Raw genomic sequence first — 20,751 nt, 5'->3', positions numbered from 1 at the left:
CGATCTCCGCAGAGTGGGGGAGGAGGGGTTCGCCCGGTGACGGACGTGATGCCAGGACGGGGACGACCGCGGGCGCAGGCCTCGATGGTCGAGCTCCGGGAGGCGCCCGGACACCTCGTGCGGCGCGCGCAGCAGCGGCACACGCTGCTCTGGACGCGCGAGTTCGGCGGCGACCTCACCGGCCCGCAGTACGCCGTGATCTGCGCGATCGGCGCCGACAGCACGCTCGACCAGCGGGCGGTCGGCGAGCGCGCCTCGCTGGACAAGTCGAGCACCGCCGACGTCGTGGCCCGCCTCGAGGGGCAGGGCTGGCTGCGGTTCCGCAAGGACCCCGCCGACGCGCGGCGCAAGACGCTGAGCCTCACCGCGCTGGCCCGCACCGCGATCCCGGACGTCACCCGCCGGGTCGCCGCGGTCCAGGCGAGCGTCCTCGCGCCCCTGCCGGCGGGGACGCGCGAGGCGTTCGTGGACGCCCTCCGGCTGGTCGCCTACGCGGGTGAGCCTCCGGTGCCCGGCCACGTCGACGACTCGATCCTGGTCCTGGCGAACTCGCCCGGCCACCTCATCCGGCGCGCGCAGCAGGTGCACACGGTGGCCTGGAACGAGGAGGTCGGCCGCGTGATGACCGCACCGCAGTACGCGGTCCTCAGCGCGCTGTGGTCGCACGCCGACGGTGTCGACCAGGGCACGGGTGCCGAGCTCGCGTCCGTCGACCGGTCGAGCATGGCCGACATCGTCGCCCGGCTCGCCCGCCGCGGCTGGGTCGCGCGGACGCGGGATCCCGGCGACGCCCGCCGGCGGCTGCTGACCCTCACCGACGACGCCCGCGGCGAGGTCGCCCAGATCACCGCGGCGGTCGAGCGCGTGCAGGTCAGGATGCTCGCCCCGCTGCCGGCCGAGCGGGAGCGCGGTCTGTTCCTCGACCGGCTCCGGCTGCTGGCCTACGCCGAGGACGCCGACGGTCCCGACCCGGCGGGTCCGTAGAGCGCGTCCGCCCGCCGCACCAGGTAGCGGAAGCCGGCGTCGAGCTGCCGGGCGTTCCAGACGCTCTCGCGCTTCACACGGACCTCGGCGTCCGGCGTCCAGATCGCGGGACCGCCGCCCCCGGCCGCGGCGAGCTGGATCCGGCACGCGCGCTCGAGCAGCGCCGCGAACATCACCGCGCTCGCCACGTCGGCCCCGACGGTGACCAGCCCGTGGCCCGGCACGAGGCACCCCGCGGCCGTCCCGACCGCCGCGGCGAGCGCGTCGCCCAGCGCGGCGGTGGCGATGAGGTCGCTCGTGCGGCGGAACCGCGCGACGTCGGGGTCGGCGAACGGGACCGCGTCGTGGGACAGGGGGCGCAGCGGCACGTCGAGCGCCGCGAACGCCGCCGCGGCCTCGGCGTGCGTGTGGACGGTCGCGGACGCGTCGGGACGCGCCCGCAGCAGGGCGGCGTGGATGTGGAACTCGATGTGCCGCGGTCCCTCGCCGGCCAGAACCTCCCCGTCGTCGGACAGCAGCACCACCCGCTCGGGCGTGACCTCCTCCATGCCCCAGCCCGCGGCCTTCGTCCAGAGGCCGCGCCCCGCGGGGTCGCGCACCGCGGCGTGGCCCCACACCAGGTCGGCCTGACCCGCGGCGGCGAGGGCTCGGTGGGCGGTCACGACGTCCCCGACGACCTCGGACACGGCGCCTCCTCGGAGCTCGGCAAGACGAACGTATACGGATGATAGTCGGTGATCGGCTCCGCTCTTGACCGTCGATGTGCCCGAACGTACTGTCCCGTAAATAGTCAGTATACGTAGCGTTTCCGGTGAACGGAGAAGGACGATGGCGACCCGGCGCTTCAAGGCCACCGACCCGGAGCTGGACGAGCTGTACGGACGGTTCGCCGACCAGGGCCTGCAGCCGCTCTGGGAGCTCGCCGGTCTGCTCACCGCCGAGCCCCGCGTGCAGGCCGTCCCGTACCGCTGGTCCGGGCGGGTCCTGCGCGAGCTCGGCACGCGCGCCGGGGAGCTCGTCCCCGTCGACCGGGGCGGCGACCGCCGGGTGCTCGCCTGCGCCAACCCGGGGCTCGGCGGCGCCCCGTACGCGGTCGGCACGCTGTGGGCGGCGATCCAGTACCTGCGGGGTCGCGAGGTCGCGCCCGCCCACCGCCACACCCCGGCCGCGCTGCGGTTCGTCGTCGAGGGCGAGGGCGTCTGGACGCTCGTCGACGGCGATCCCCTGCACATGGGCACCGGCGACCTGGTCCTCACGCCGAGCTGGACCTTCCACGAGCACCACAACCCGCGCGACGAGCCGATGATCTGGGTCGACGTGCTCGACCTGCCCGTGGTCGCGGCGCTCGACGCGATCTTCTTCGAGGAGGGCCCCACCGAGGAGGCCGACACCCGCACCGCGGTGCGCTCGGGCTCGGAGGCCCGGTACGGCGGCGGTCCGGGACTGGTCCCGAGCGGGGCGGCCCCGCCGCCGGGCCGGTCCCCGCTGCTCGCCTATCGCTGGGCGGACACGGACCGCGCGCTGACGGGGCTGCTGGAGGCCACGGGGGAGGGCGACGCCGTCCTGCGCTACACCGACCCGGTCTCCGGCGGCGACGTCATGCCGACCATGCGCTGCGAGATCGCGCGCGTCCTCGCCGGCGCCGCGACGGTCCCGGCCCGCCAGACCGGTGGGCGCGTGCTGTGCGTGCTGCACGGAGGCGGCGAGATCCGGATCGGCGCGGAGCGTTTCGCGGTCGAGCCGGGCGACCTGCTCGCGGTGCCGTCGTGGACGCCGTGGTCGGTGCACGCCGACGCCGAGATCGACCTGTTCAGCACCAGCGACGCGCCGGTGCTCGAGGCGCTCGGGCTGCTGCGCACCGAGACGTGCGGATGACCCGGTCGCGACAGGTCCCGGCCCTCGTCGTCGGCGGCGGGATCGGCGGTCTCGCGACGGCGCTGTCGCTGGCCCGCCACGGCCGGGCCGTGCACCTGATCGAGCGGAACGCGGGCTTCACCGAGATCGGCGCGGGCCTGCAGTTCGGGCCGAACGCGAGCCGGGCCCTCGACGCGCTCGGGGTGCTCGACGACGTCCTGCCGCGAGCGGTCCGGCCCCCGCGGGCGCAGCTGATCGACGCCCTCACCGGCCGGCCGATCACGACCCTCGACCTCGGGCCGGCGTTCGTCGAGCGCTACGGCTACCCCTACCTGGTCCTGCACCGCTCGGACCTGCTCGAGACGCTCGTCGACCACTGCCGCCGGCATCCCCTCGTCACCCTGGAGAACGGGCGGACCGTGGTCGACGTGGCGCTGCAGCCCGGACGGGCCCGCGTGCGCTGCGCCGACGGCACCGTCTACGAGACCCCCGCGCTCGTCGGCGCCGACGGGCTGCACTCGACGCTGCGCGGCACGGTCGTCGACGACGTGCCCGTCTGCGCCGGGTACGCCGCCTACCGCGGCACGATCCCGCGGCGCGACGCCGCCCACGCGATCGCGCCCGACGAGGTCGTCCTGTGGATCGGCCCCGGCACGCACCTCATCCAGTACCCGGTGCGCGGCGGCGAGCTCTACAACCAGGTCGCGGTGTTCCGCAGCCCCCGCTTCCACGCGGGGCACACCGCGCCCGGCGACTGGGCGTGGCCCGAGGAGCTCGACGAGGCCTTCGCACGTTCGTGCCGGCCGGTCCGCGACGCGGTGGCCAGCATCGGGCGCGACCGCCACTGGCCGATGTACGACCGCGAACCGGCGAGCACCTGGATCCGCGGCCCGCTGGTGCTCACCGGCGACGCCGCGCACCCGATGCTGCAGTACCTCGGCCAGGGCGCGTGCCAGGCGCTCGAGGACGCGGTCGAGCTCGGGTACCGGTTCGCGTGCCACACGACCGACGTCGACCGGGCGTACCGCGAGTTCGAGGGGGCCCGGTGGGCGCGTGCGACGCGCTGCCAGACCAGCGCCCGTCCCTGGGGGGAGCTCTGGCACACCGAGGACCCGCTGGTGCTGGCCCTGCGCCGTCGCGTGCTCGGCGACCGCGCGCCCGACGACTACCGCGAGTTCGACTGGCTCTACGCGCCCCTGCCCGCGGACGCGGCCGCTCCCGCCCTGGCCGGCGTCCCGTCCCCGCCCCCGACCCGACTGGAAGCCCGCTGATGCGCTGTTCGTCCTTCCGCGACCGTGACGGGCGCACCCGGGTCGGCGTCGTCCGGGACGGCGCGCTCCGGGACGTCACCGACCTCCTGCCCGACGGTCCCGGCAGCCCCGTGCGGCGCCTCACCGCGAGCGCTCCCGACCACCGGGCGCTCGCCGGGGCCCCGGAGGTCGACCCGGCGACCGTCGAGGTGCTGCCGGCCGTCCCCGACCCCACGAAGATCGTCGCCGCGCCGGTCAACTACCGCGCCCACCAGACCGAGATGAGCTCGGCGAGCACGATCGACGCGCTCGGCGTCTTCCTCAAGGCCCCGAGCTCGCTGGCCGCCGACCGCGGGGTGGTCCGCCTGCCCTACGTCGACCGGCGGATCGACCAGGAGGGCGAGCTCGCCGCCGTGATCGGGCGGACCGCCCGCCACGTCCCCGAGAGCGAGGCGCTCGACGTCGTGTTCGGCTACACCGGTCTGCTCGACATGACGATGCGCGGCGGCGAGGACCGCTCCCTGCGCAAGTCATTCGACACGTTCACCCCGCTCGGCCCGACGGTGGTGACGCCCGACGAGGTGCCCCCGATCGACGAGCTCGAGCTGCACCTGCGGGTCAACGGCACCCTGCGCCAGCGAGCCGACCTGCGCGACCTGATCTGGGGCCTCCCGCGCCTGATCGCCTACGTCTCGAGCGTGATGACGCTGCACCCCGGCGACGTGGTGTCCACCGGGACGCCCGAAGGGGTCGGCGAGGTCCACGACGGCGACCGCATCGACCTGTCGATCACCGGCCTCGACGCGCTCACGGTGACCGTGAGCGGCGAGGGCGCGACGACCTGCCCGACCCTCGGCGCGGGCCGGGGGCCGGTCCCTCCGTCCGAACTCACCCCGGTCGCGGAACGCCGGTCCTGAGGGACCGTCGCCCGGGCCCCTCACGAGACCCGGAGATCCGCCTCCACGTCGGCGCCGATCGCCCGCAGGAACGCGACGATGCCGTCCAGCCGTCGCTCGTCGTAGCGCCGGATCGGCATCGTGACCGACAGGCCCGCGAGCAGCTCGCCCGACGTCCCGCGGATGGGGACGCCGACGGCGACGAGGCCCTTCTCGGTGCGCTGCCGGTTCACCGCGAACCCCCCGCGACGCGCGCGCTCGACGTCCTGCACGACGCTCGGCCGCTCCTCGAGATCGGGCTGGGACCGCAGGAACTCGCGGAGCTCGTGATCGGACAGGGACGCCAGGTGGAGCATCCCGGTGGTGGTCGGGTAGAGCGGGTAGACCATCCCCTCCCGCGAGGTCACCCGCCACGCCCGCCGGCACTCGACACCGGCGATGAACCGCGTGGTGGCGCCGGACGGGATGGAGAGGTTGACCGACTCCTCGAAGGTGTCACTGAGCCGCTGGAGATGCGGCAGCGCGGTCCTGCGCAGCCACGCCGTGCGCGACGGTGAGTGTGCGGCGAGCTCCAGGAGGAGGCCGGGCCGGTAGACGCGTCCGTCGTCCTGCCGGGCGAAGTCCCGGTACACGAGCATCTGCAGGATGCGATGGGCGGTCGACCGCGCGACGCCCAGCCTCTCCGCCGCCGTCGCGACCGTCAGGCTTCCCTCGAGCTGCAGCGCGGTGACGAGCCGGAGAGCGTGATCGACACTCGTGATCGCGTACGCGGGCGGTCTCTTCTCCGAGATCGGCTCCACCCGAGGAGTTTGTCACGGCAGCGGGCTGGCGGGGGAGCGCGCGACTCTGCCCACCCAATTCTGATGACCAGAACCTCCTGTGCGTGGCCGTACCGGCCACCACACGCTCTGCAGCGTCCCGGCCCCGGTCGGCAGCCCAGCGGAAGGACGCTCATGAGCACCGAAGTCGAACCCACCGTCACCTTCGAGTCCGCAGACCCGGGCGGACGACGCGCACCGATCGAGTTCGTCGCCGCGCGGGCCGGCGACCTCCCCGTCATGACGGGCCGGCGCGACTGGATGGAGTACCACGACCACGGCGTCACCGAGGCCACCGGCGGCCGCATGCGCGCCCAGCGCACCAAGATCAACAACGGGTACTCCGAGGTCACCGGGTGGCACTACCACGTGTGCTCCGTGCAGTGGATCTACGTCGTGCAGGGCTGGCAGGACCTGCAGCTCGAGGACGGGACGACCCTGCACATGGAGGTCGGGGACTCCGCACTGATCCCCGGCGGGTACCGCCACAACGAGGTCGGCATGTCCCACGACCTCGACGTCCTGGAGATCTCCGTCCCCGCGAAGATGGGCACGGTCCCGTGCGAGGCACCCTCGGCGTGGGCCCAGGACGGCGCCGAGCACGTCGGCGTCTGAGGTGGGACGCGCGCCGAGTGGTCCCGGGTTCCCGCGGTGACCACGACCGCCCCGGAGAACAGGCTGCGCCGCGGTGCCGGCGGCCGGACGACCGCCTTCGGTGCATGGATCACGCTCGGCTCTCCTCTCGTCGCCGAGATGTGCGCCGACGGCGGCTTCGACTTCGTCTGCGTCGATCTCCAGCACGGCGTCGTCGGGCGTGACGCGCTGAGCACCGTGCTCCTCGGGTGCGGGAGCTCGGGGGCGACACCGCTGGTCCGCGTCGGACACCTCGCCGAGATCGGGCCGGCCCTCGATCTCGGCGCGCACGGGGTCATCGTCCCGATGGTGAACACCCCGTCCGACGCGGAGCGGGCGGTACGGGCGGCGAAGTACCCGCCCCTCGGCGAGCGCAGCTTCGGTCCCACCCGCGCCCGGTGGCACCTCAACCGGGACCGGACCCCGTCGGAGGTGAACGACGAGGTGCTCTGTCTGGCGATGATCGAGACGCCCGAGGGTGTGGCGAGCGCGTCGCGCATCTGCGCCGTCCCCGGGCTGGACGGTGTCTACGTCGGGCCGTCCGACCTGGCCGTCGCTCTCGGCGGGACACCCGGAGGGGACGAGGGTCCGGCGATCCGGCGGGCTTTCGAGGCAGTACTGGACGCGTGCTCGACACACGGAACCCTCGCCGGCGTCCACGCCCCGTCCGGCGCCGTCGCGGCCCGGCGCCGGGCAGAGGGCTTCGGGATGGTCGGCATTGCGACCGACGCCGCCGTGCTCCGCGCGGCGTACGCGGCCGAGCTGGCCGCGGCCGGCGACGATCACGGAAGGAGCTGAGTACATGACGAGCGACGCGGACCTGGTCCGGCGCGTGGAGCTGCTCGAGGCCCGGTGGGAGATCGCGCGGCTGATCTCGAGCTTCGCGCACGGCCTCGACCTGCAGGACCGCGACCTGTTGCGCAGCGTCTTCTTCTCCGACTCCGTGCTGGACCTGGGGCACCTGGGACGGCACGAGGGCATCGAGGAGATCGTGGCGAGCTTCGAGGCCCAGTGGAAAGTCATTCCCCACATGCACCACTGGTTCGCCGACCCGCTGATCGACATCGACCTCGACGCGGGCACGGCGACCGACACCGTCACGGTGGACGTCTTCCTGACCGACCTCCGGTCCGGACCGAGCCAGATCGCGAGCATCTACCGCGACCGGCTCGAACGCCGGGACGGCGCCTGGCGGTTCACCCACCGTCAGCTGGAGATCTACTACTGGACACCCGTCGCGAACTGGGTGCCCACGGCCGGCACCGAGTCCCGGACCGACGGCCCCTCGCCGGGGCCGAGCAGCAACCGTCGACGACGACAGGAGCGAATGGATGAGTACGTTTCGTGAGCTCGGCAAGTCGCTGAGCAACTGGGGTCGCTGGGGGAACGCCGACGAGATCGGCACCCTGAACCTCGTCGGCCCCGAGCAGCTCCGCGCTGCCGCGCAGACCGTGAGTTCCGGCGAGGCCGTCAGCCTCGGCCTCCCCCTCGACGCGCACGGACCCCAGCCCGGACAGCACCAGGGCACCGAGCGCTACAACCCGATCCACCTCGTCACGGAGAAGGGCTATGCGCCCGAGTACCGCGGTGACATCTGCGTGGCCGACGACCACATCAGCATGCCGCTGCAGGCGGCGACGCAGTTCGATGCGCTGGCACACATCAGTTACGACGGCCAGATGTACAACGGCTTCTCGAACCGCAGCGTGACCTGGAAGGGCGCCGAGTTCTGCGGGATCGACAAGGTGTCCGCCGGCGTCGCGGGCCGAGGAGTGCTGCTCGACGTCGCGCGCCACCACGGGCTCGAGACGCTCCCGCCCGACCACGTCATCTCCTCGGCGGAGCTGGACGCCGTCGTCGCACAGCAGGGCGTCTCCGTCGAACCCGGCGACATCCTCGTCATCCGCACCGGCTGGGTCGAGCGGTTCAAGGCGGGCCTGTCCGTCGGGGAGTTCTGGGCCGCGTCACCCGGGCTCTCGCTGGAGTCGGCGACCTGGCTGCGCGAGCACGACGTCGCCGCGGTCTGCGCCGACAACAACTCGGTGGAGGCGATGTCGTCGCTGCCCGACGGGCCCGTGAGCCCGTCCGATCCCGAGCAGGCGTGGGTCTTCCACATGGTGACGATCCGGGACATGGGCCTGACGCTCGGCGAGCTGTTCGACCTCGAAGAGCTCGGGGCGGCGTGTGCCCGCGACGGGCGCTACGAGTTCTTCTTCAGCGCCCCGAATCTCCGGGTGGCCGGGGGCCTGGGCGCACCGCTGAACCCTCTGGCCCTCCGGTGAGTCCGACACCGGCCGGCGACCGCTTCGCCGGGAAGGTCGCACTGATCACGGGGGCCGCCCGGGGACAGGGCCGCAGCCATGCGCTCCGCCTCGCCGCCGAGGGCGCCGACATCATCGCCGTCGACGCCTGCACGCCGATCGAGAGCGTGTCCTACGCGATGGCCACGCCCGAGGACCTCGCGTCGACCGCGCGGGAGATCGAGGATCTGGGCCGGCGGGTCGTGGCCCGCCAGACCGACGTGCGCGACTTCGGCGGCCTCCGCAAGGCCGTCGACGAGGGGGTGGCGGAGCTCGGCGGGCTGGACGTGGCCATCGCCAACGCCGGGGTCTGGGCCTCGGCGCCGTTCACCGAGATGCCCGACTCGATGTACCACGACGGCATCGACATCATGATGCACGGCGTCTACTACACCTGCCGTGCCGCCGTACCCCACATCATCGACGGCGGCCGCGGCGGCAGCGTCGTCATCACCAGCTCCGTCGCGGGCATGCGGGGATTCCCGCGCCAGGTGCAGTACAACATGGCCAAGCAGGCCGTCGTCGGGCTCATGCGCACCCTGGCCAACGAGCTCGCACCGCACGCGATCCGGGTGAACACGCTGCACCCGACCACGGTGAACACGCCGATGGTGAACAACCCGGTCGTGCGTGGCGCCTTCGCCCCCGGGCAGGAGAACCCGACGGCCGACGACGTCCGGGACGCCTTCGCCGCACTCAACCTCCTCGACGTCCCGTGGATCGAGCCGGAGGACATGGCGAGCACCGTGGCCTGGCTGACCTCCGACGAGGGCCGCTACGTGACCGGGACCTGCCTCCCGGTCGACGCCGGATTCATGGAGAAGTTCTGACGGGTGCGGACGTCACCGTCGGCTCGAGGGGTCGGTGAGCACGACGTCGGCGTCCTGGCCGCGACCGACGACGTTCGAGCCCTCGACCAGTCGGTGGGAGCGGTCGTCCACCGTCAGCGACGCCACGATCGAGCTCCGTTCCCGGTCCGCGTCGGTCAGGCGCCGGGGACCGAGCCCGGCGGCAGGAACTCGACGTCGTGGAGCGCGGACTGCCGGACGACCTCGGCGGGGTCGGAGAGGTCGTGCAGCTGGTCGAACAGGTGGGCCAGCCTGCCGGCCGGACTCACCCAGAACAGGGCTCGGGAGTCGATCTCGCTGCGGTTGTAGTAGGCGTGCGGGAGCCCGCGCGGCATCAGGACCGTGTCCCCGGGGCCCGCCTTCTCCCACTGCCCGTCGAGGTAGAGGGTGAACACGCCCTCGAGGACGTGGATGTGCTCGTCCTGGGTCGGGTGGACGTGGGGCGGCACGCCGGTCCCGGGCGGGTCGAGGGTCTCGAAGGCGAAGCTGGACTCGCTGACGGCCCGCGCCCAGTAGGTGTGGCCGAGGATGTTCCACACCCGCCGGTGCTGACCCTCCCCGGCCCGCACGATGCCCTTGGGGAGGGGGCCCAGCACGATCTCGTCACCCTCGAACATGGCCGGACCGTAGTGCCCGGACCGCGCCGGTCACCAGATGCTCGCCGGCGACATCACGAACCCGCGGGGACCGTCAGTGCGCGGCCACGCGGAAGACCGGCCAGCCGATCTCGGTCCGCCAGGCCGACGGGTCGCTGGTGTCGCGGGGGCCGACCAGGTAGGTCTCCCGTACCGGGCCGGCGACCGCGAGCGCATTGGTCACCACCCAGGTGCCCAGTTCGCCGTAGGCGACCTCGATGTCGTCGTGCTCGCCGACGTGGGTGGTGACGGCGAGCTCGACCGCGGGCAGGGTCACGGGGTGCACGCGGCCACTGCGCGGCGGCCGTGCCGTCGGCCGGTACAGGAGGGCGTGCCCGCGCCCGTCCTCGAACAGCTCGTTGTGGAAGAGCCCTCCCGGCGCGCCGGTCGGGTCGTCGACCGCCGCGTCCAGCTCGGCCATGGCGCCCGCGTACCACGCGAGCACCTCGTCGACCGTCACGTCGTCCTCGACCGCGGCCACCGTCGTCGCCGGGACCGCGCGCAGCTCGACGTCCAGCGGTGGCGGCTCCGGCGCCAGCAGCCGGTGCAGGGACGCCACCGCGCCCCGGGTGCGCTCGAGCTCGGACTCGAGCCGCCGCAGGTGGTCCGCGACCAGCGTGGCGCGGATCTCCGGGTCGCCGGAGCGCAGGATGCGCTGCACGTCGGACAGGGGGACGTCGAGCTCCCGCAGACGGTGGATCACCTGGGCCGTCGGGATCTGGTCGACGTCGTAGTGGCGATACCCGGTCGCGTCGTCCACCGACGCCGGCTCGAGCAGGCCCGCATCGTGGTAGCGGCGCAGCGTCCGCACACTCAGGTGGCTCAGCCGGGAGAACTCACCGATCGTCAGCACGGCGCCACGATGCACCCTCCCCCGGGGGGAGGGTCCAGCGCTTGACCCTCCCGGTCCGGGAGATCGCACGGTGGGTCCATGACCACGTCGAACACCATCCAGCCCGACCAGCTCCCGGCCACGATCCGCACCTACCTCGCCGCGCACGACGCCGGCGACACGGACACCGCGCTGCGCGCCTTCACGCCCACCGCCGTGGTCGTCGACGACGGCTCGACCTACCGCGGGAGCGAGGAGATCCGCGGCTTCCTGTCCGAGGCCGGAGCCGGGTTCACCGTCACCAGCACCCTCGTCGGCGCGGAGCGCACCGACGACACGCACTGGGTCGCCACCAAGCACCTGGAGGGCGACTTCCCCGGTGGCGTCGTCGACCTGCGCTACCGCTTCGTGATGGACGGCGACGCCATCGCGGAGCTCGTCATCGCGCCCTGACAGCGCCCCGCGGACGGACGACGAAGGAGCAGAGATGGGAAATGCGGATCGCGGGGGTCTCGACGGGCGTCGGGCCCTGGTCACCGGGGGATCGAAGGGATCGGGTCGGGCCGTGGCCGAGCGGCTCCGTGAGCTCGGCGCCGATGTGTACGTGACGGCCCGGACGATGCCCGACGGGTACGAGCTCCCGGACCGCTTCATCGCGGCCGACACCTCGACCGTCGAGGGCACGGCGCTGGTCGCGTCGCGCATCGAGGAGGCCGGCGGTGTCGACATCCTCGTGCACGTCGTCGGGGGTTCGTCCACACCACCCGGCGGGTTCGCGAAGATCACCGACGAGCAGTGGATGATCGAGCTGAACCTCAACTTCCTCGGCGCCGTGCGTCTCGACCGGGCGCTCGTGCCGTCGATGGTCCGGGCCGGGCACGGCGTCGTCCTGCACTTCACGTCCATCCAGCGGCAGATGCCGCTGCACGACTCCACCCTCGCCTACGCGTCGGCGAAGGCCGCGCTGCGGACGTACAGCAAGGGCCTGGCGAACGAGCTGGCGCCGCACGGCGTGCGGGTCAACGCGATGAGTCCCGGTGGAATCGAGACCGAGGCCTACGAGAGGTTCGTGGACCGGCTCGCGGAGGGGAACGGCCTCAGCCGGGCGGGGGCGAAGGAGAGCATCCTCGAATCCCTCGGCGGCGTGCCCCTCGGTCGTTTCGCGAGGACGGAGGAGATCGCCGACCTCGCGGCCTTCCTGGTGTCCGACCAGGCCTCGGCGATCGTCGGTGCGGAGTACGTGATCGACGGGGGGACCGTCCCGGCGATCTAGGAAGGTGGTGGACGGGCGGGGGCGCCGCTCGTCCACCACCGTCGGAGAGGAGTCGCCGTGGGCGCCATGGACGAGCTGATCAGCCCGGCGGTCGTGGCACGGCTGCGGGCCGCGATGGAGGCGGTCGCGCCCACCGGCGACTTCTCCGCCCTGGCCCGGGCGGAGGACGAGGTCCCGGGCCTCCGCCTCCGGGAGCGGGTGGACGTCGTCCGCGACGCCCTCCTGCGCGACGTCCCGGCGGGGTTCCCCGCTGCCCGGCGGGTGGTGCGCGACGTCCTGGACGGGCCGCATCTCGAGGGCTGGATGATCTGGCCCGTCACGGAGTTCGTCGCGTCGCGGGCGCTCGAGAGCGGGTCGACGCGGGATTTCGACGCCGCCATGGCACTGCTGGCCCGGCTCACCGTCGGGCTGACGGGCGAGTTCGCCGTGCGCGAGCTCCTCGTCGCCCGGCCCGAGCGCGGCCTGCACATCATGAGGACCTGGACGGGGCACGACAGCGAGCACGTGCGGCGGCTCGCCACCGAGGGCTCTCGCGCGTACCTGCCCTGGGCGAAACGGGTGCCGTGGCTGCTCGCCCACCCTCGTGCGACACGAGGCATCCTCGACGCCACCTATCGGGACCCGGCCGAGTACGTGCGGCGCTCGGTCGCCAACCACCTCAACGACCTCAGTCGCGTCGACCCCTCCGTCGTCACGGACGTCGCCGCCGCGTGGGCGGGCGACCCGGACGCCCATACTCCCCGGCTGCTCCGGCACGGCCTGAGGACGCTGGTCAAGCGCGCCGACCCCGCCGCGCTCTCACTCGTGGGGTTCACCGGGAACGACCTGCACGTGGCCCGACCGCGCATCGCCGGGGACGTCGTTCCGTGGAACGGGGACCTCACGTTCACCGCCGCCGTCACGAACCACGGGGAGACGGACGCGACCGTGGCGATCGACTACTCGATCGGATTCCGGCGCGCCAACGGTTCCGTGAGCGCGAAGACCTTCAATCTCGGGTCACGACGCATCGCTGCCGGCGGCAGCGCCGTCGTCACGAAGACCCACTCCTTCCGCCCCATCACCACCCGGACCTACTACCCGGGTGCGCACGACGTCACCGTGCAGGCGAACGGGGTCCTCTCTCCCTCCGAGACGTTCGTCCTCGAGAGGGCGGACGACGACCGGCGGCAGTCAGGGGCAAGATCGTGAACGAGGTGGCCGAGCGGGTCCTGGGCATCGTGTCCTCGATCCCCGACGGGCGGGTGATGACCTACGGCGATGTCGCCGAGGCGGCCGGCACGGGCCCGCGCGCCGTCGGTCAGATTCTGCGGAACGACGGTCACGACGTGCCGTGGTGGCGGGTCGTGGATGCCACGGGGCGGCCGGTCAGAGCAGCCGCGCACGGTGCACTCGCGCACTTCCTCGAGGAGTCGACGCCCTTGCTCAGCCAGGGCGACGACGTGCGCGTGGACCTCGCGCGAGCAGGCGCAGCGATCTGAGCGCACCGGGGGAGGGCCACAGCGGTGGCGTGCAGGGAGTGCGGGCCGAGGTCGACGCTCAGGAGGTGCCGCTCTTCTTCTCGTGCTCGCCGGCGAGCCACTCGGCCACCTTGACCAGCTTCATGTTGGTGTGTTGTGAGGACTCGACGAGCATCGAGAACGCTTGTTGCTGGCCGATGCCGAAGCGTTCCATCAGGATCCCCTTGGCCTGCCCGATGACGTCGCGGTTGTCCAGCGCGAGGTGCAGGCCCTGGATGTGCTGGGCGCCGTGCAGCACGAGCGCGGCCTGGGCGGCGAAGAGCCGCCCGGCGTCGGCGGTGCTCTCGTCGAACACGTGCGGCCGGGCGGCGTAGAGGTTGAGGGCACCGGCGCTGCCGCGCTCGGTGAAGAGCTGGAACGACATCAACGACCCGACATCGCGCTCGAGGGCTGCCGGGGCGTACCGGGGCCAGCGGTCGTGGGCCTGGTCCATGTCGTCGACGAGTGTGCGCTGCTCGTACCAGATGGAGTCCAGGCAAGGGCCTTCGCCGAGTTCGTTCTGCAGCTCGTCGAGCTCGCGGACGACCTGGCTGCTGGGGACGTAGGACTGCACCCGGCCGCCGCGCTCGACCAGCGAGATGCCGGCCTGTTCGACGTGCGGGACGGTCTGGACCGCACCGCGCACCACCAGCCCGAGGGTGTGCTCGACGCCCTCCTCCTCGCCGCGTTCGAGCAGCGCGCGGGCGGCCTCCTCGAGGGTGCGCGCCAGATCGGCGCCGACGCGCTCGTCGCTCTCCTGGCTGACGTGTTCGCGCTCGTCGCGCTCCTGTGTGGACGACATGCGAAGAGGTTTACCCGCTCAGCGGATAGCCCGACACCGTGCCCGTCCCCGGTCGAGACGCCGTTCGGCGCGACTCGCGGTCCCCGGACCTGAGCGCCGTTGTCGCCGCCGGGGGTCGCTGCCGAGGGGTCGTTCCTCGCCGCACGCTGTCGGTCAGGCCGCCGGCGTCAGGCGACGTCCGCTCGAGATGGTGATCAGGGAGGAAGTGTGGCCGTCACCGCACGCGCCTGGGGGCCTGCTTCGCCGAGCCGAACTGCCTGACGCTGTAGACGAGCAGACCTAGCAGGATCAGCCCGGACAGGATCAGGCCCGAGCCGGTGGCGACCCCGCCGAAGGGTAGCGACTCCACGGTCGACCAGACGACGCCGGAGACGACGAGCGCGACTCCGACCATCGCCGTCCACGCCATCCGTGGGCGCGTCGCGACGCTCGCACGCGCCGCAGCGATGGCCTGCCGGCGTACCGGCTCGGTCCATCGCCGCGCCCAGGGGTACTCGTTCGCCAGGACCACCAGGCCGGCCAGCACCAGCAGCAGGCCGGGGCCGGGTAGGACGAGCAAGAGCACGCCGACGGCGACCAGCAGGACGCCGAGGACGGTCATGGCGACGCGGCGAAGCCACGTCACGGGGGCGGAGGCGGTCACCGTGGGCTTCACCGGCGCGGGATCGTCGACGTGTCCGGGCGGCAAACCTCGCGGTCACGCCGGTGGCACCCGTGCCTCGTACCGACGTCCTGGCTCGTCACCGTTTCGGCGTCCGTCCGCTCGTCGCGCTCATGAACTCGCGGAAGGAGTCGGTGGCGTCGCCGGTCAACGGGGCGCCGTGGGCGAACCCGACGGCGGCGACGTCGCGGGGGAGCCGGGCGACGGCGTCGGGTCGGCTGTCCGGGTCGTGCGCGAGGGTGGCCGGACCGAGCCCGAGGCCGCGGAGGTGGAACGCGGCGTCGCCGAGGAGCAGGGTCTGCGTGGGTTCGTGGTGGAGGGCGATGTGCCCGGCCGTGTGCCCGGGGGTGTGGATCACGCGCAGCCCGCCGTCGACGACGTCACCGTCGGAGAGCGTGCGGTCGGGCGTCACCGGGGTCCACCGCATGATCGGGAGCCGGTCCAGAGTGCTCCCGACCGCGCGGCTGCGTCCGCCCGGAGGCACCCTCCCGGCACCGAGCCACGCCGCGTCGGCGGCGTGGACGAGGACCTCGGCGCCGGTGTGTTCGCGCATCGTGGCCAGGCCCCGCACGTGGTCGGGGTGGGCGTGGGTCACGACGATCCGCCGGACTGCCCCCGGGCCGTGCCCCAGCCCGGCGAGCGCCTCGATGATGACGCCCGGCGCGGAGGCCCAACCCACGTCGACGAGCGTGAGGCCGTCGTCGCCCTCGATCACGAAGGCGTTCTCGGTGTCGCCGTGCCCGACGCGCACCCGGTGCACCCCGGGGGCGAGTGTCTCCGCGCCGTCACGCCGCACTCTGGCCCCCGTCCACGCTGAACACGGCACCCGTGGCGAACGAGGCGCCGGGGGAGCAGAGGAACACGATCGGCTCGGCGATCTCGTCGGTGAAGCCGAACCGTCCGACGGGAATGACGCTGCGCAGTGCGGCGAGGATGTCGGGGTCGCCGCCGGTGAGCCGCTGCGGCATCTCGGTGTCGGTGCTGCCGGGCGCGATGACGTTGACCCGGATGCCGTCGCCCGCGTGCTCGAGGGCGGCGGCCCGCGTCATGCCCACGAGGGCGTGTTTGGCCGCGACGTACGGGGCGTCGCCGGCCGCGCCGACGACGCCGGCGACGGAGGAGACGTTGCAGATGGCGCCGCCGCCGCCGGCCTCGACCATGGCGTCGATCTCGGCGCGCAGGCAGTTCCACGTGCCCCGGACGTTGATGTCGAGGACGCGGTCGAACTCCTCCTGCGGGTAGCCGAGCAGGGGGCTGAACACCCCGATGTAGCCGGCGCAGTTGACGGCGACGTCGAGCCGCCCGAACCGGGACACCGCGGTGCGGACCACCTCGTCGACGTCGGCCGCCCGGGTCACATCGGCCCCGACGAAGGCGACGGTCCCCCCGGCCTGCGTCAGCTCGTGCTCGAGCTTCGTGCCGCGCTCGTCGTCGAGGTCGGTGAGCACGACGGTGGCGCCCTCGCGGACGAAGGCGCGCGCGGTGGCGGACCCGATGCCGCCCGACGCTCCGGTGATCACAGCGATCTTGTCCTGCAGCAGACCCATGATGTCCTCCTCAGGTGTGGATGCCGGCCTCGCGCAGCAGCGGCATGACGGTCTCCTCGAACGCGGTCATCTCGTCGAGGTAGTCGAAGAACCCGAGTGCGAGCCCGTCGAAGCCGGCCCGCGACGCGGCCACCATCTGCTCGGCGACCTGCTCGGGCGTCCCGATCAGCGGCAGCGCGGCTCCGCTGGTGTAGAAGTAGTCGCGATAGAGCTTCAGGGTCTCCTCGTAGGACTGGCTGCCGATCCCGAGGAAGTCCATGAAGTTGTCGGCCGCCACCTTGTCGCCGTTCTCGGCGAGGAGCTCCCGACGTCGCCGGGCCTCCTTCTCGGTGTCCGCGCAGATCACGTGGGCGACGTTGATGACCCGCAGGTCGCGGCCGTACTTCTCGCGGGCGGTCGTCCTGATGTCACCGACGAAGGTGTCCGAGCCCTCCAGGGCGTTCCGGCTGGCCAGGCTGATGTCGCAGTGGCGCGCCGTGAAGTCCACCCCGGCCGGCGAGGTGCCGGCGTTGATGAGCAGTGGACGCCGGACCGGCTTGGGCTTCGACAGCGCCGACCACGCCGAGGTCCAGCGGCCGTCGACGTCGAAGGGCTCGTCCTCCGTCCACAGCCGCTTGAGCAGCGTGACCCACTCGTCGCCGTGCTCGTAGCGGATGTCGTGGTCGGCCGGCGTGAGGCCGAACTGGCCGATCTCCTTCGGATACCAGCCCATGACCACGTTGAGCGCGAGGCGCCCGCCCGAGATGTGGTCGACCGTGGCCCCGGCCTTGGCGACGAATGTCGGATGGATCACCGGCACGTGCACGGTGGCGCCCACGGTGATCCGACTGGTCTGCGCGGCGATCCCGGCCGCCCACGTGAGGGTCTCGTAGGACTCGCCGTAGAAGTCGGTCTCCCCGCCGTAGCCGCGCCACTTCGCGACCGGGAGGACGAACTCGAGACCCATCTTCTCCGCCTGCCGCGCGATCGCGGAGGTGTGCTCCCAGCTCACGTGGTACTTCCGGGGCTCCGTCGTGATGTTGAGACCGCCCGAGGCGTTGAACGAGAACACCCCCAGCTTCAGCGCACTCGGCGAGTCACGCAGGTCGCCGTGCTCCACCCCCGTCGTGGTCTCGGTGGTCGTCGTCGACATCGGGCTTCTCCTCGGCACGGGATTCGGACGTCACACTGTGAACTGGAGCACCACAGTGTGGCGACAGTAGCGGGAGTTTGCCACTAAGTGCAAGTAGTTGCACATGGTGGATTCGGTGTGCCATCGTGCGTCCCATGAGTTCTCCGTCCGCCCGACTGCGGCGGCTGCTGGGCGAGCCGGGGCTGCTGCGTGCGCCCGGGGTGTTCGACGGGATCAGCGCTCACCTCGCGCGGCGGGCCGGTTTCGACGCCGCCTACGCGACGGGCGCGGGGATCGCCGCCTCCGGCTTCGGGCTGCCCGACATCGGGCTGGTCACCCAGACCGAGATGGTCGAGCGGATCGGTGTGCTCGCGGGCGCGACCGAGCTGCCCCTCATCGCCGACGCGGACACCGGCTACGGCAACCCGGTGCACGTCGTGCGGACCGTCCGCGCCTACGAGCGGGCCGGTGTGGCCGCCATGCACCTGGAGGACCAGGCTTTCCCGAAGCGGTGCGGGCACCTCGCGGACAAGGAGCTCATCGAGGTCGACGAGTACCTGCCCAAGCTCGCCGCCGCGCTCGAGCACCGCGAGGACGACATCGTCGTCATCGCGCGCACCGACGCCCGGGGCCCCCTCGGCCTCGACGAGGCGATCCGCCGGGCCCGCCGCTACGCCGCCGAGGGCGCCGACGCGGTGTTCGTGGAGGCGCCGCAGTCGCGGGTCGAGATCGAGCGGGTCGCCGACGAGGTCGGTCGGGACACCGGCGTCCCGCTGGTGTTCAACGTCGTCCCGGGCGGTCTCACCCCCGACGTCGACGACGCCGACCTCGAGGGGTGGGGCTTCGCCGCCGCCCTCTATCCCGGTGCCCTGCTGGCACCCGTGGCCACCGCGGCCGGCCGTGCGCTCGCGGCGATGGGCGGCGCGCCCGCGGCCGCGGTGGGCGGACCGGCGGGCCTGTTCGACGTGGTCGGTCTCGCAGCGTGGGCCGATCTCGACAAGCGCTACCGCTGAGGAGTTCGACGGTGCCCATGACCATGATCGAGAAGATCCTCGCCCGTGCCTCCGGGCGCGACGAGGTCCGTGCCGGCGACACCGTGGTCGCCGAGGTGGACATGAACGTCCTGATCGACCTGCAGTTCGCGCGGTGGGTGACGCCGCTGGCGATCGCGGACCCCGAGCGGACGGCGATCGTGCTCGACCACGCCGTCCCCGCTCCGACGGTCCGCGACGCCGACGGTGGCCCGCGGGCGCGGGCGTTCGCGCGGGACTTCGGCATCAGCCGGTTCTTCGACGTGGGGCGGCACGGCATCTGTCACCAGGTGATCGCGGAGAACGCTCTCGCCCGACCCGGCCAGGTGCTGACGTGCACCGACTCCCACACCTGTGCGGCCGGCGCGTACAACGCGGCCGCCCGCGGCATGGGGCCGGCCGAGGTGCTGGCGATCCTGTGCACGGGCCGGACCTGGTACACCGTGGGCCCGACGATCCGCTACGACCTGGTCGGCGATCTGCCGGTCGGTGTCGGCGGCAAGGACGTGTTCCTGCACATCGCCGGGACCTGGGGCGACGCCACCAACCACAATCTCGAGTTCGGCGGTGACGGCCTGGCGAGCGTGCCGATGAACGAACGGCGCACCGTCGCCACGCAAGCTGCGGAGGTCTCGGCGGACTTCGCGACCTTCCCCGTCGACGACGCGTGTCGCCGCTTCCTCACCGAGCACGGGGCCGCGCCGGAGGACTACGTCGCCGCCGACCCCGATCCCGACGCGACATACGCCGCGGTGCGCACCGTCGACCTGTCCGCGCTCGAACCCCACGTCGCGCGCCCCGGCGCGGTGAGCGACAACGCCGTACCGATCTCCCAGATCGAGACCCGCCGCCTCGACCAGTGCTTCATCGGGTCCTGCGCCAACGGCCAGCTCGACGACCTGCGCATCGCCGCGGAGATCCTCGAGGGCCGGACCGTGGCCGACGGCGTCCGTCTGATCGTGACCCCCGCGTCCCAGCGGGTCTACCGCGACGCCTTGCACCTGGGCTACCTCGGCGTCCTCGCCGACGCCGGAGCGGTCGTCACCAACTCCACCTGCGGCGCGTGCTTCGGCTACCACATGGGGGTGCTCGGCGAGGGCGAGGTGTGCCTGACCGCCTCCACCCGCAACTTCCGCGGCCGCATGGGCAGCCCCGACGCCGAGATCTACATGGCCTCCACCGCCACCGTGGCCGCGTCCGCCGTCGCGGGGCATCCCGTCGACCCCCGCCACCTGCTGGCGGGACAGGAGCAGATCGCATGAGCGCGGACTGGCGGATCACCGGCCGCACGTGGGTGGTCGGCGACAGCGTCGACACCGACGCGATGTACCCGGGCTACGCCATGAAGATGGACGTCCCCGAGGCCGCGCGCCATGTCTTCTATGCGCTGCGCCCGGGGTGGGTCGACCAGGTCGAACCCGGTGACGTCCTCGTGGCGGGCCGCAACTTCGGCATCGGTTCGAGCCGGCCCGTCGCCGCGCTCCTGCGCCACCTCGGCGTGGCGGCGCTGGTCGCCGAGGAGTTCAACTCGCTCTTCCTGCGCAACGCGATCAACAACGGGCTGCCGGCGCTCACCGTGCCGGGGGTCCGCGACCTCGTCGGGGAGGGGGAGGACCTCACCGTCGACCTCGCCGAGGGCTGGGCCGAGGCCGGCGGGCGACGTGTCGACGTCGCCCCGCAGCCACCGATGGTGCTCGACATCCTGGCCGCCGGCGGCCTGCTCCACCGCCTCGTCGCCGACGGCTACCTGCCGGCCGAGGCGGCGCGCTGAGCCCGA

The 20,751-nt window shown here is 72.8% G+C and carries 26 protein-coding genes; 16 read left to right on the top strand and 10 right to left on the bottom strand.

Translation table 11 applies throughout. The features are described 5' to 3' along the window. Positions 1 to 36 precede the first annotated feature (36 nt). Positions 37 to 984, top strand: a complete 948-nt coding sequence (locus WCD58_RS20925) for a MarR family winged helix-turn-helix transcriptional regulator (protein WP_337705000.1) — start codon at positions 37 to 39, stop codon at positions 982 to 984. Here WCD58_RS20925 and WCD58_RS20920 read toward each other — a convergent pair. After that, positions 942 to 1,670, bottom strand: a complete 729-nt coding sequence (locus WCD58_RS20920; protein ID WP_337704999.1) for a class II aldolase/adducin family protein — start codon at positions 1,668 to 1,670, stop codon at positions 942 to 944. The genes WCD58_RS20925 and WCD58_RS20920 overlap by 43 nt on opposite strands. Before the next feature lie 142 nt (positions 1,671 to 1,812). Here WCD58_RS20920 and WCD58_RS20915 point away from each other — a divergent pair, with 142 nt between their 5' ends. The 3 genes from WCD58_RS20915 to WCD58_RS20905 are packed head-to-tail and all read left to right on the top strand — an operon-like array spanning position 1,813 to position 5,005. Beyond that, positions 1,813 to 2,859: a cupin domain-containing protein gene (locus tag WCD58_RS20915; protein WP_337704998.1), complete on the top strand. Its 1,047-nt coding sequence runs from the start codon at positions 1,813 to 1,815 to the stop codon at positions 2,857 to 2,859. After that, positions 2,856 to 4,109 carry an FAD-dependent monooxygenase gene (locus WCD58_RS20910; RefSeq protein ID WP_337704997.1) on the top strand — a complete coding sequence of 418 codons (1,254 nt, stop codon included), beginning with the start codon at positions 2,856 to 2,858 and terminating at the stop codon, positions 4,107 to 4,109. The genes WCD58_RS20915 and WCD58_RS20910 overlap by 4 nt, the downstream gene beginning before the upstream one ends. Next, a complete protein-coding gene (locus WCD58_RS20905; RefSeq protein WP_337704996.1) occupies positions 4,109 to 5,005 on the top strand; it encodes a fumarylacetoacetate hydrolase family protein in 897 nt (298 codons plus the stop codon). Before WCD58_RS20910 ends, WCD58_RS20905 begins: the two co-directional genes overlap by 1 nt. 20 nt (positions 5,006 to 5,025) lie before the next feature. Here WCD58_RS20905 and WCD58_RS20900 read toward each other — a convergent pair whose 3' ends face one another. After that, positions 5,026 to 5,784 carry an IclR family transcriptional regulator gene (locus WCD58_RS20900; RefSeq protein ID WP_337704995.1) on the bottom strand — a complete coding sequence of 253 codons (759 nt, stop codon included), beginning with the start codon at positions 5,782 to 5,784 and terminating at the stop codon, positions 5,026 to 5,028. Positions 5,785 to 5,937: 153 nt separating this feature from the next. Between WCD58_RS20900 and WCD58_RS20895 the strand changes: the two genes are divergently transcribed. The 5 genes from WCD58_RS20895 to WCD58_RS20875 are packed head-to-tail and all read left to right on the top strand — an operon-like array spanning position 5,938 to position 9,565. Beyond that, a complete protein-coding gene (locus tag WCD58_RS20895; protein WP_337704994.1) occupies positions 5,938 to 6,417 on the top strand; it encodes a cupin domain-containing protein in 480 nt (159 codons plus the stop codon). A 36-nt stretch (positions 6,418 to 6,453) separates the two neighbouring features. Further along, positions 6,454 to 7,233: an HpcH/HpaI aldolase family protein gene (locus WCD58_RS20890; protein ID WP_337704993.1), complete on the top strand. Its 780-nt coding sequence runs from the start codon at positions 6,454 to 6,456 to the stop codon at positions 7,231 to 7,233. A 4-nt stretch (positions 7,234 to 7,237) separates the two neighbouring features. Further along, on the top strand, positions 7,238 to 7,783 hold the full coding sequence (locus WCD58_RS20885; RefSeq protein ID WP_337704992.1) for a nuclear transport factor 2 family protein: 546 nt from the start codon (positions 7,238 to 7,240) through the stop codon (positions 7,781 to 7,783). Continuing rightward, on the top strand, positions 7,767 to 8,717 hold the full coding sequence (locus tag WCD58_RS20880; RefSeq protein WP_337704991.1) for a cyclase family protein: 951 nt from the start codon (positions 7,767 to 7,769) through the stop codon (positions 8,715 to 8,717). Before WCD58_RS20885 ends, WCD58_RS20880 begins: the two co-directional genes overlap by 17 nt. Further along, complete coding sequence (locus WCD58_RS20875; protein ID WP_337704990.1) at positions 8,714 to 9,565, top strand: mycofactocin-coupled SDR family oxidoreductase; 852 nt, start codon at positions 8,714 to 8,716, stop codon at positions 9,563 to 9,565. Before WCD58_RS20880 ends, WCD58_RS20875 begins: the two co-directional genes overlap by 4 nt. 12 nt (positions 9,566 to 9,577) lie before the next feature. Here WCD58_RS20875 and WCD58_RS33865 read toward each other — a convergent pair whose 3' ends face one another. From WCD58_RS33865 to WCD58_RS20865, 3 genes are all read right to left on the bottom strand, one after another. Then, the gene (locus tag WCD58_RS33865) at positions 9,578 to 9,691 is read right to left on the bottom strand and encodes an FHA domain-containing protein (protein WP_507237433.1); all 114 of its coding nucleotides are present in this window, start codon (positions 9,689 to 9,691) and stop codon (positions 9,578 to 9,580) included. A 29-nt stretch (positions 9,692 to 9,720) separates the two neighbouring features. Beyond that, on the bottom strand, positions 9,721 to 10,200 hold the full coding sequence (locus tag WCD58_RS20870) for a cupin domain-containing protein (RefSeq protein WP_337704989.1): 480 nt from the start codon (positions 10,198 to 10,200) through the stop codon (positions 9,721 to 9,723). A gap of 73 nt (positions 10,201 to 10,273) precedes the next feature. Continuing rightward, the gene (locus tag WCD58_RS20865) at positions 10,274 to 11,071 is read right to left on the bottom strand and encodes a MerR family transcriptional regulator (protein ID WP_337704988.1); all 798 of its coding nucleotides are present in this window, start codon (positions 11,069 to 11,071) and stop codon (positions 10,274 to 10,276) included. A gap of 78 nt (positions 11,072 to 11,149) precedes the next feature. On the opposite strand from WCD58_RS20865, the gene WCD58_RS20860 reads away from it, so the two are divergent. From WCD58_RS20860 to WCD58_RS20845, 4 genes are all read left to right on the top strand, one after another. Next, positions 11,150 to 11,503 (top strand): nuclear transport factor 2 family protein, encoded by a 354-nt coding sequence (locus WCD58_RS20860; protein ID WP_337704987.1) that lies wholly within the window; start codon positions 11,150 to 11,152, stop codon positions 11,501 to 11,503. 34 nt (positions 11,504 to 11,537) lie between these two features. Beyond that, on the top strand, positions 11,538 to 12,323 hold the full coding sequence (locus WCD58_RS20855) for an SDR family oxidoreductase (RefSeq protein ID WP_337704986.1): 786 nt from the start codon (positions 11,538 to 11,540) through the stop codon (positions 12,321 to 12,323). Positions 12,324 to 12,389: 66 nt separating this feature from the next. Next, positions 12,390 to 13,514, top strand: a complete 1,125-nt coding sequence (locus tag WCD58_RS20850; protein ID WP_507237434.1) for a YhaZ family DNA alkylation repair protein — start codon at positions 12,390 to 12,392, stop codon at positions 13,512 to 13,514. After that, positions 13,511 to 13,804, top strand: a complete 294-nt coding sequence (locus tag WCD58_RS20845) for an MGMT family protein (RefSeq protein WP_337704984.1) — start codon at positions 13,511 to 13,513, stop codon at positions 13,802 to 13,804. The genes WCD58_RS20850 and WCD58_RS20845 overlap by 4 nt, the downstream gene beginning before the upstream one ends. Before the next feature lie 58 nt (positions 13,805 to 13,862). Here WCD58_RS20845 and WCD58_RS20840 read toward each other — a convergent pair whose 3' ends face one another. From WCD58_RS20840 to WCD58_RS20820, 5 genes are all read right to left on the bottom strand, one after another. Continuing rightward, the gene (locus WCD58_RS20840) at positions 13,863 to 14,624 is read right to left on the bottom strand and encodes a GAF and ANTAR domain-containing protein (RefSeq protein WP_337704983.1); all 762 of its coding nucleotides are present in this window, start codon (positions 14,622 to 14,624) and stop codon (positions 13,863 to 13,865) included. A 214-nt stretch (positions 14,625 to 14,838) separates the two neighbouring features. Beyond that, positions 14,839 to 15,267: a PGPGW domain-containing protein gene (locus WCD58_RS20835; RefSeq protein WP_337704982.1), complete on the bottom strand. Its 429-nt coding sequence runs from the start codon at positions 15,265 to 15,267 to the stop codon at positions 14,839 to 14,841. Positions 15,268 to 15,364: 97 nt separating this feature from the next. After that, positions 15,365 to 16,036, bottom strand: coding sequence for an MBL fold metallo-hydrolase (locus WCD58_RS20830; protein ID WP_337704981.1), 672 nt, complete (start codon positions 16,034 to 16,036; stop codon positions 15,365 to 15,367). Positions 16,037 to 16,070: 34 nt separating this feature from the next. Next, a complete protein-coding gene (locus WCD58_RS20825) occupies positions 16,071 to 16,832 on the bottom strand; it encodes an SDR family NAD(P)-dependent oxidoreductase (protein ID WP_337704980.1) in 762 nt (253 codons plus the stop codon). 10 nt (positions 16,833 to 16,842) lie between these two features. Then, complete coding sequence (locus WCD58_RS20820; protein ID WP_337704979.1) at positions 16,843 to 17,964, bottom strand: LLM class flavin-dependent oxidoreductase; 1,122 nt, start codon at positions 17,962 to 17,964, stop codon at positions 16,843 to 16,845. 134 nt (positions 17,965 to 18,098) lie between these two features. On the opposite strand from WCD58_RS20820, the gene WCD58_RS20815 reads away from it, so the two are divergent. Genes WCD58_RS20815 through WCD58_RS20805 form a run of 3 tightly spaced genes read left to right on the top strand, consistent with a single transcriptional unit; the run spans position 18,099 to position 20,745 of the window. Next, a complete protein-coding gene (locus tag WCD58_RS20815) occupies positions 18,099 to 18,956 on the top strand; it encodes an isocitrate lyase/PEP mutase family protein (protein WP_337704978.1) in 858 nt (285 codons plus the stop codon). 17 nt (positions 18,957 to 18,973) lie between these two features. Then, complete coding sequence (locus tag WCD58_RS20810) at positions 18,974 to 20,236, top strand: aconitase/3-isopropylmalate dehydratase large subunit family protein (protein ID WP_337704977.1); 1,263 nt, start codon at positions 18,974 to 18,976, stop codon at positions 20,234 to 20,236. Then, positions 20,233 to 20,745 (top strand): LeuD/DmdB family oxidoreductase small subunit, encoded by a 513-nt coding sequence (locus tag WCD58_RS20805; protein WP_337704976.1) that lies wholly within the window; start codon positions 20,233 to 20,235, stop codon positions 20,743 to 20,745. The genes WCD58_RS20810 and WCD58_RS20805 overlap by 4 nt, the downstream gene beginning before the upstream one ends. The last annotated feature ends 6 nt before the right edge of the window (positions 20,746 to 20,751 follow it).

This window comes from Actinomycetospora flava, from assembly GCF_037400335.1.
GTDB classification, from domain to species: domain Bacteria; phylum Actinomycetota; class Actinomycetes; order Mycobacteriales; family Pseudonocardiaceae; genus Actinomycetospora; species Actinomycetospora flava.
The sequence above is the reverse complement of the archived record's forward strand: the minus strand, read 5'-3'. Positions and strand labels throughout refer to the sequence as shown.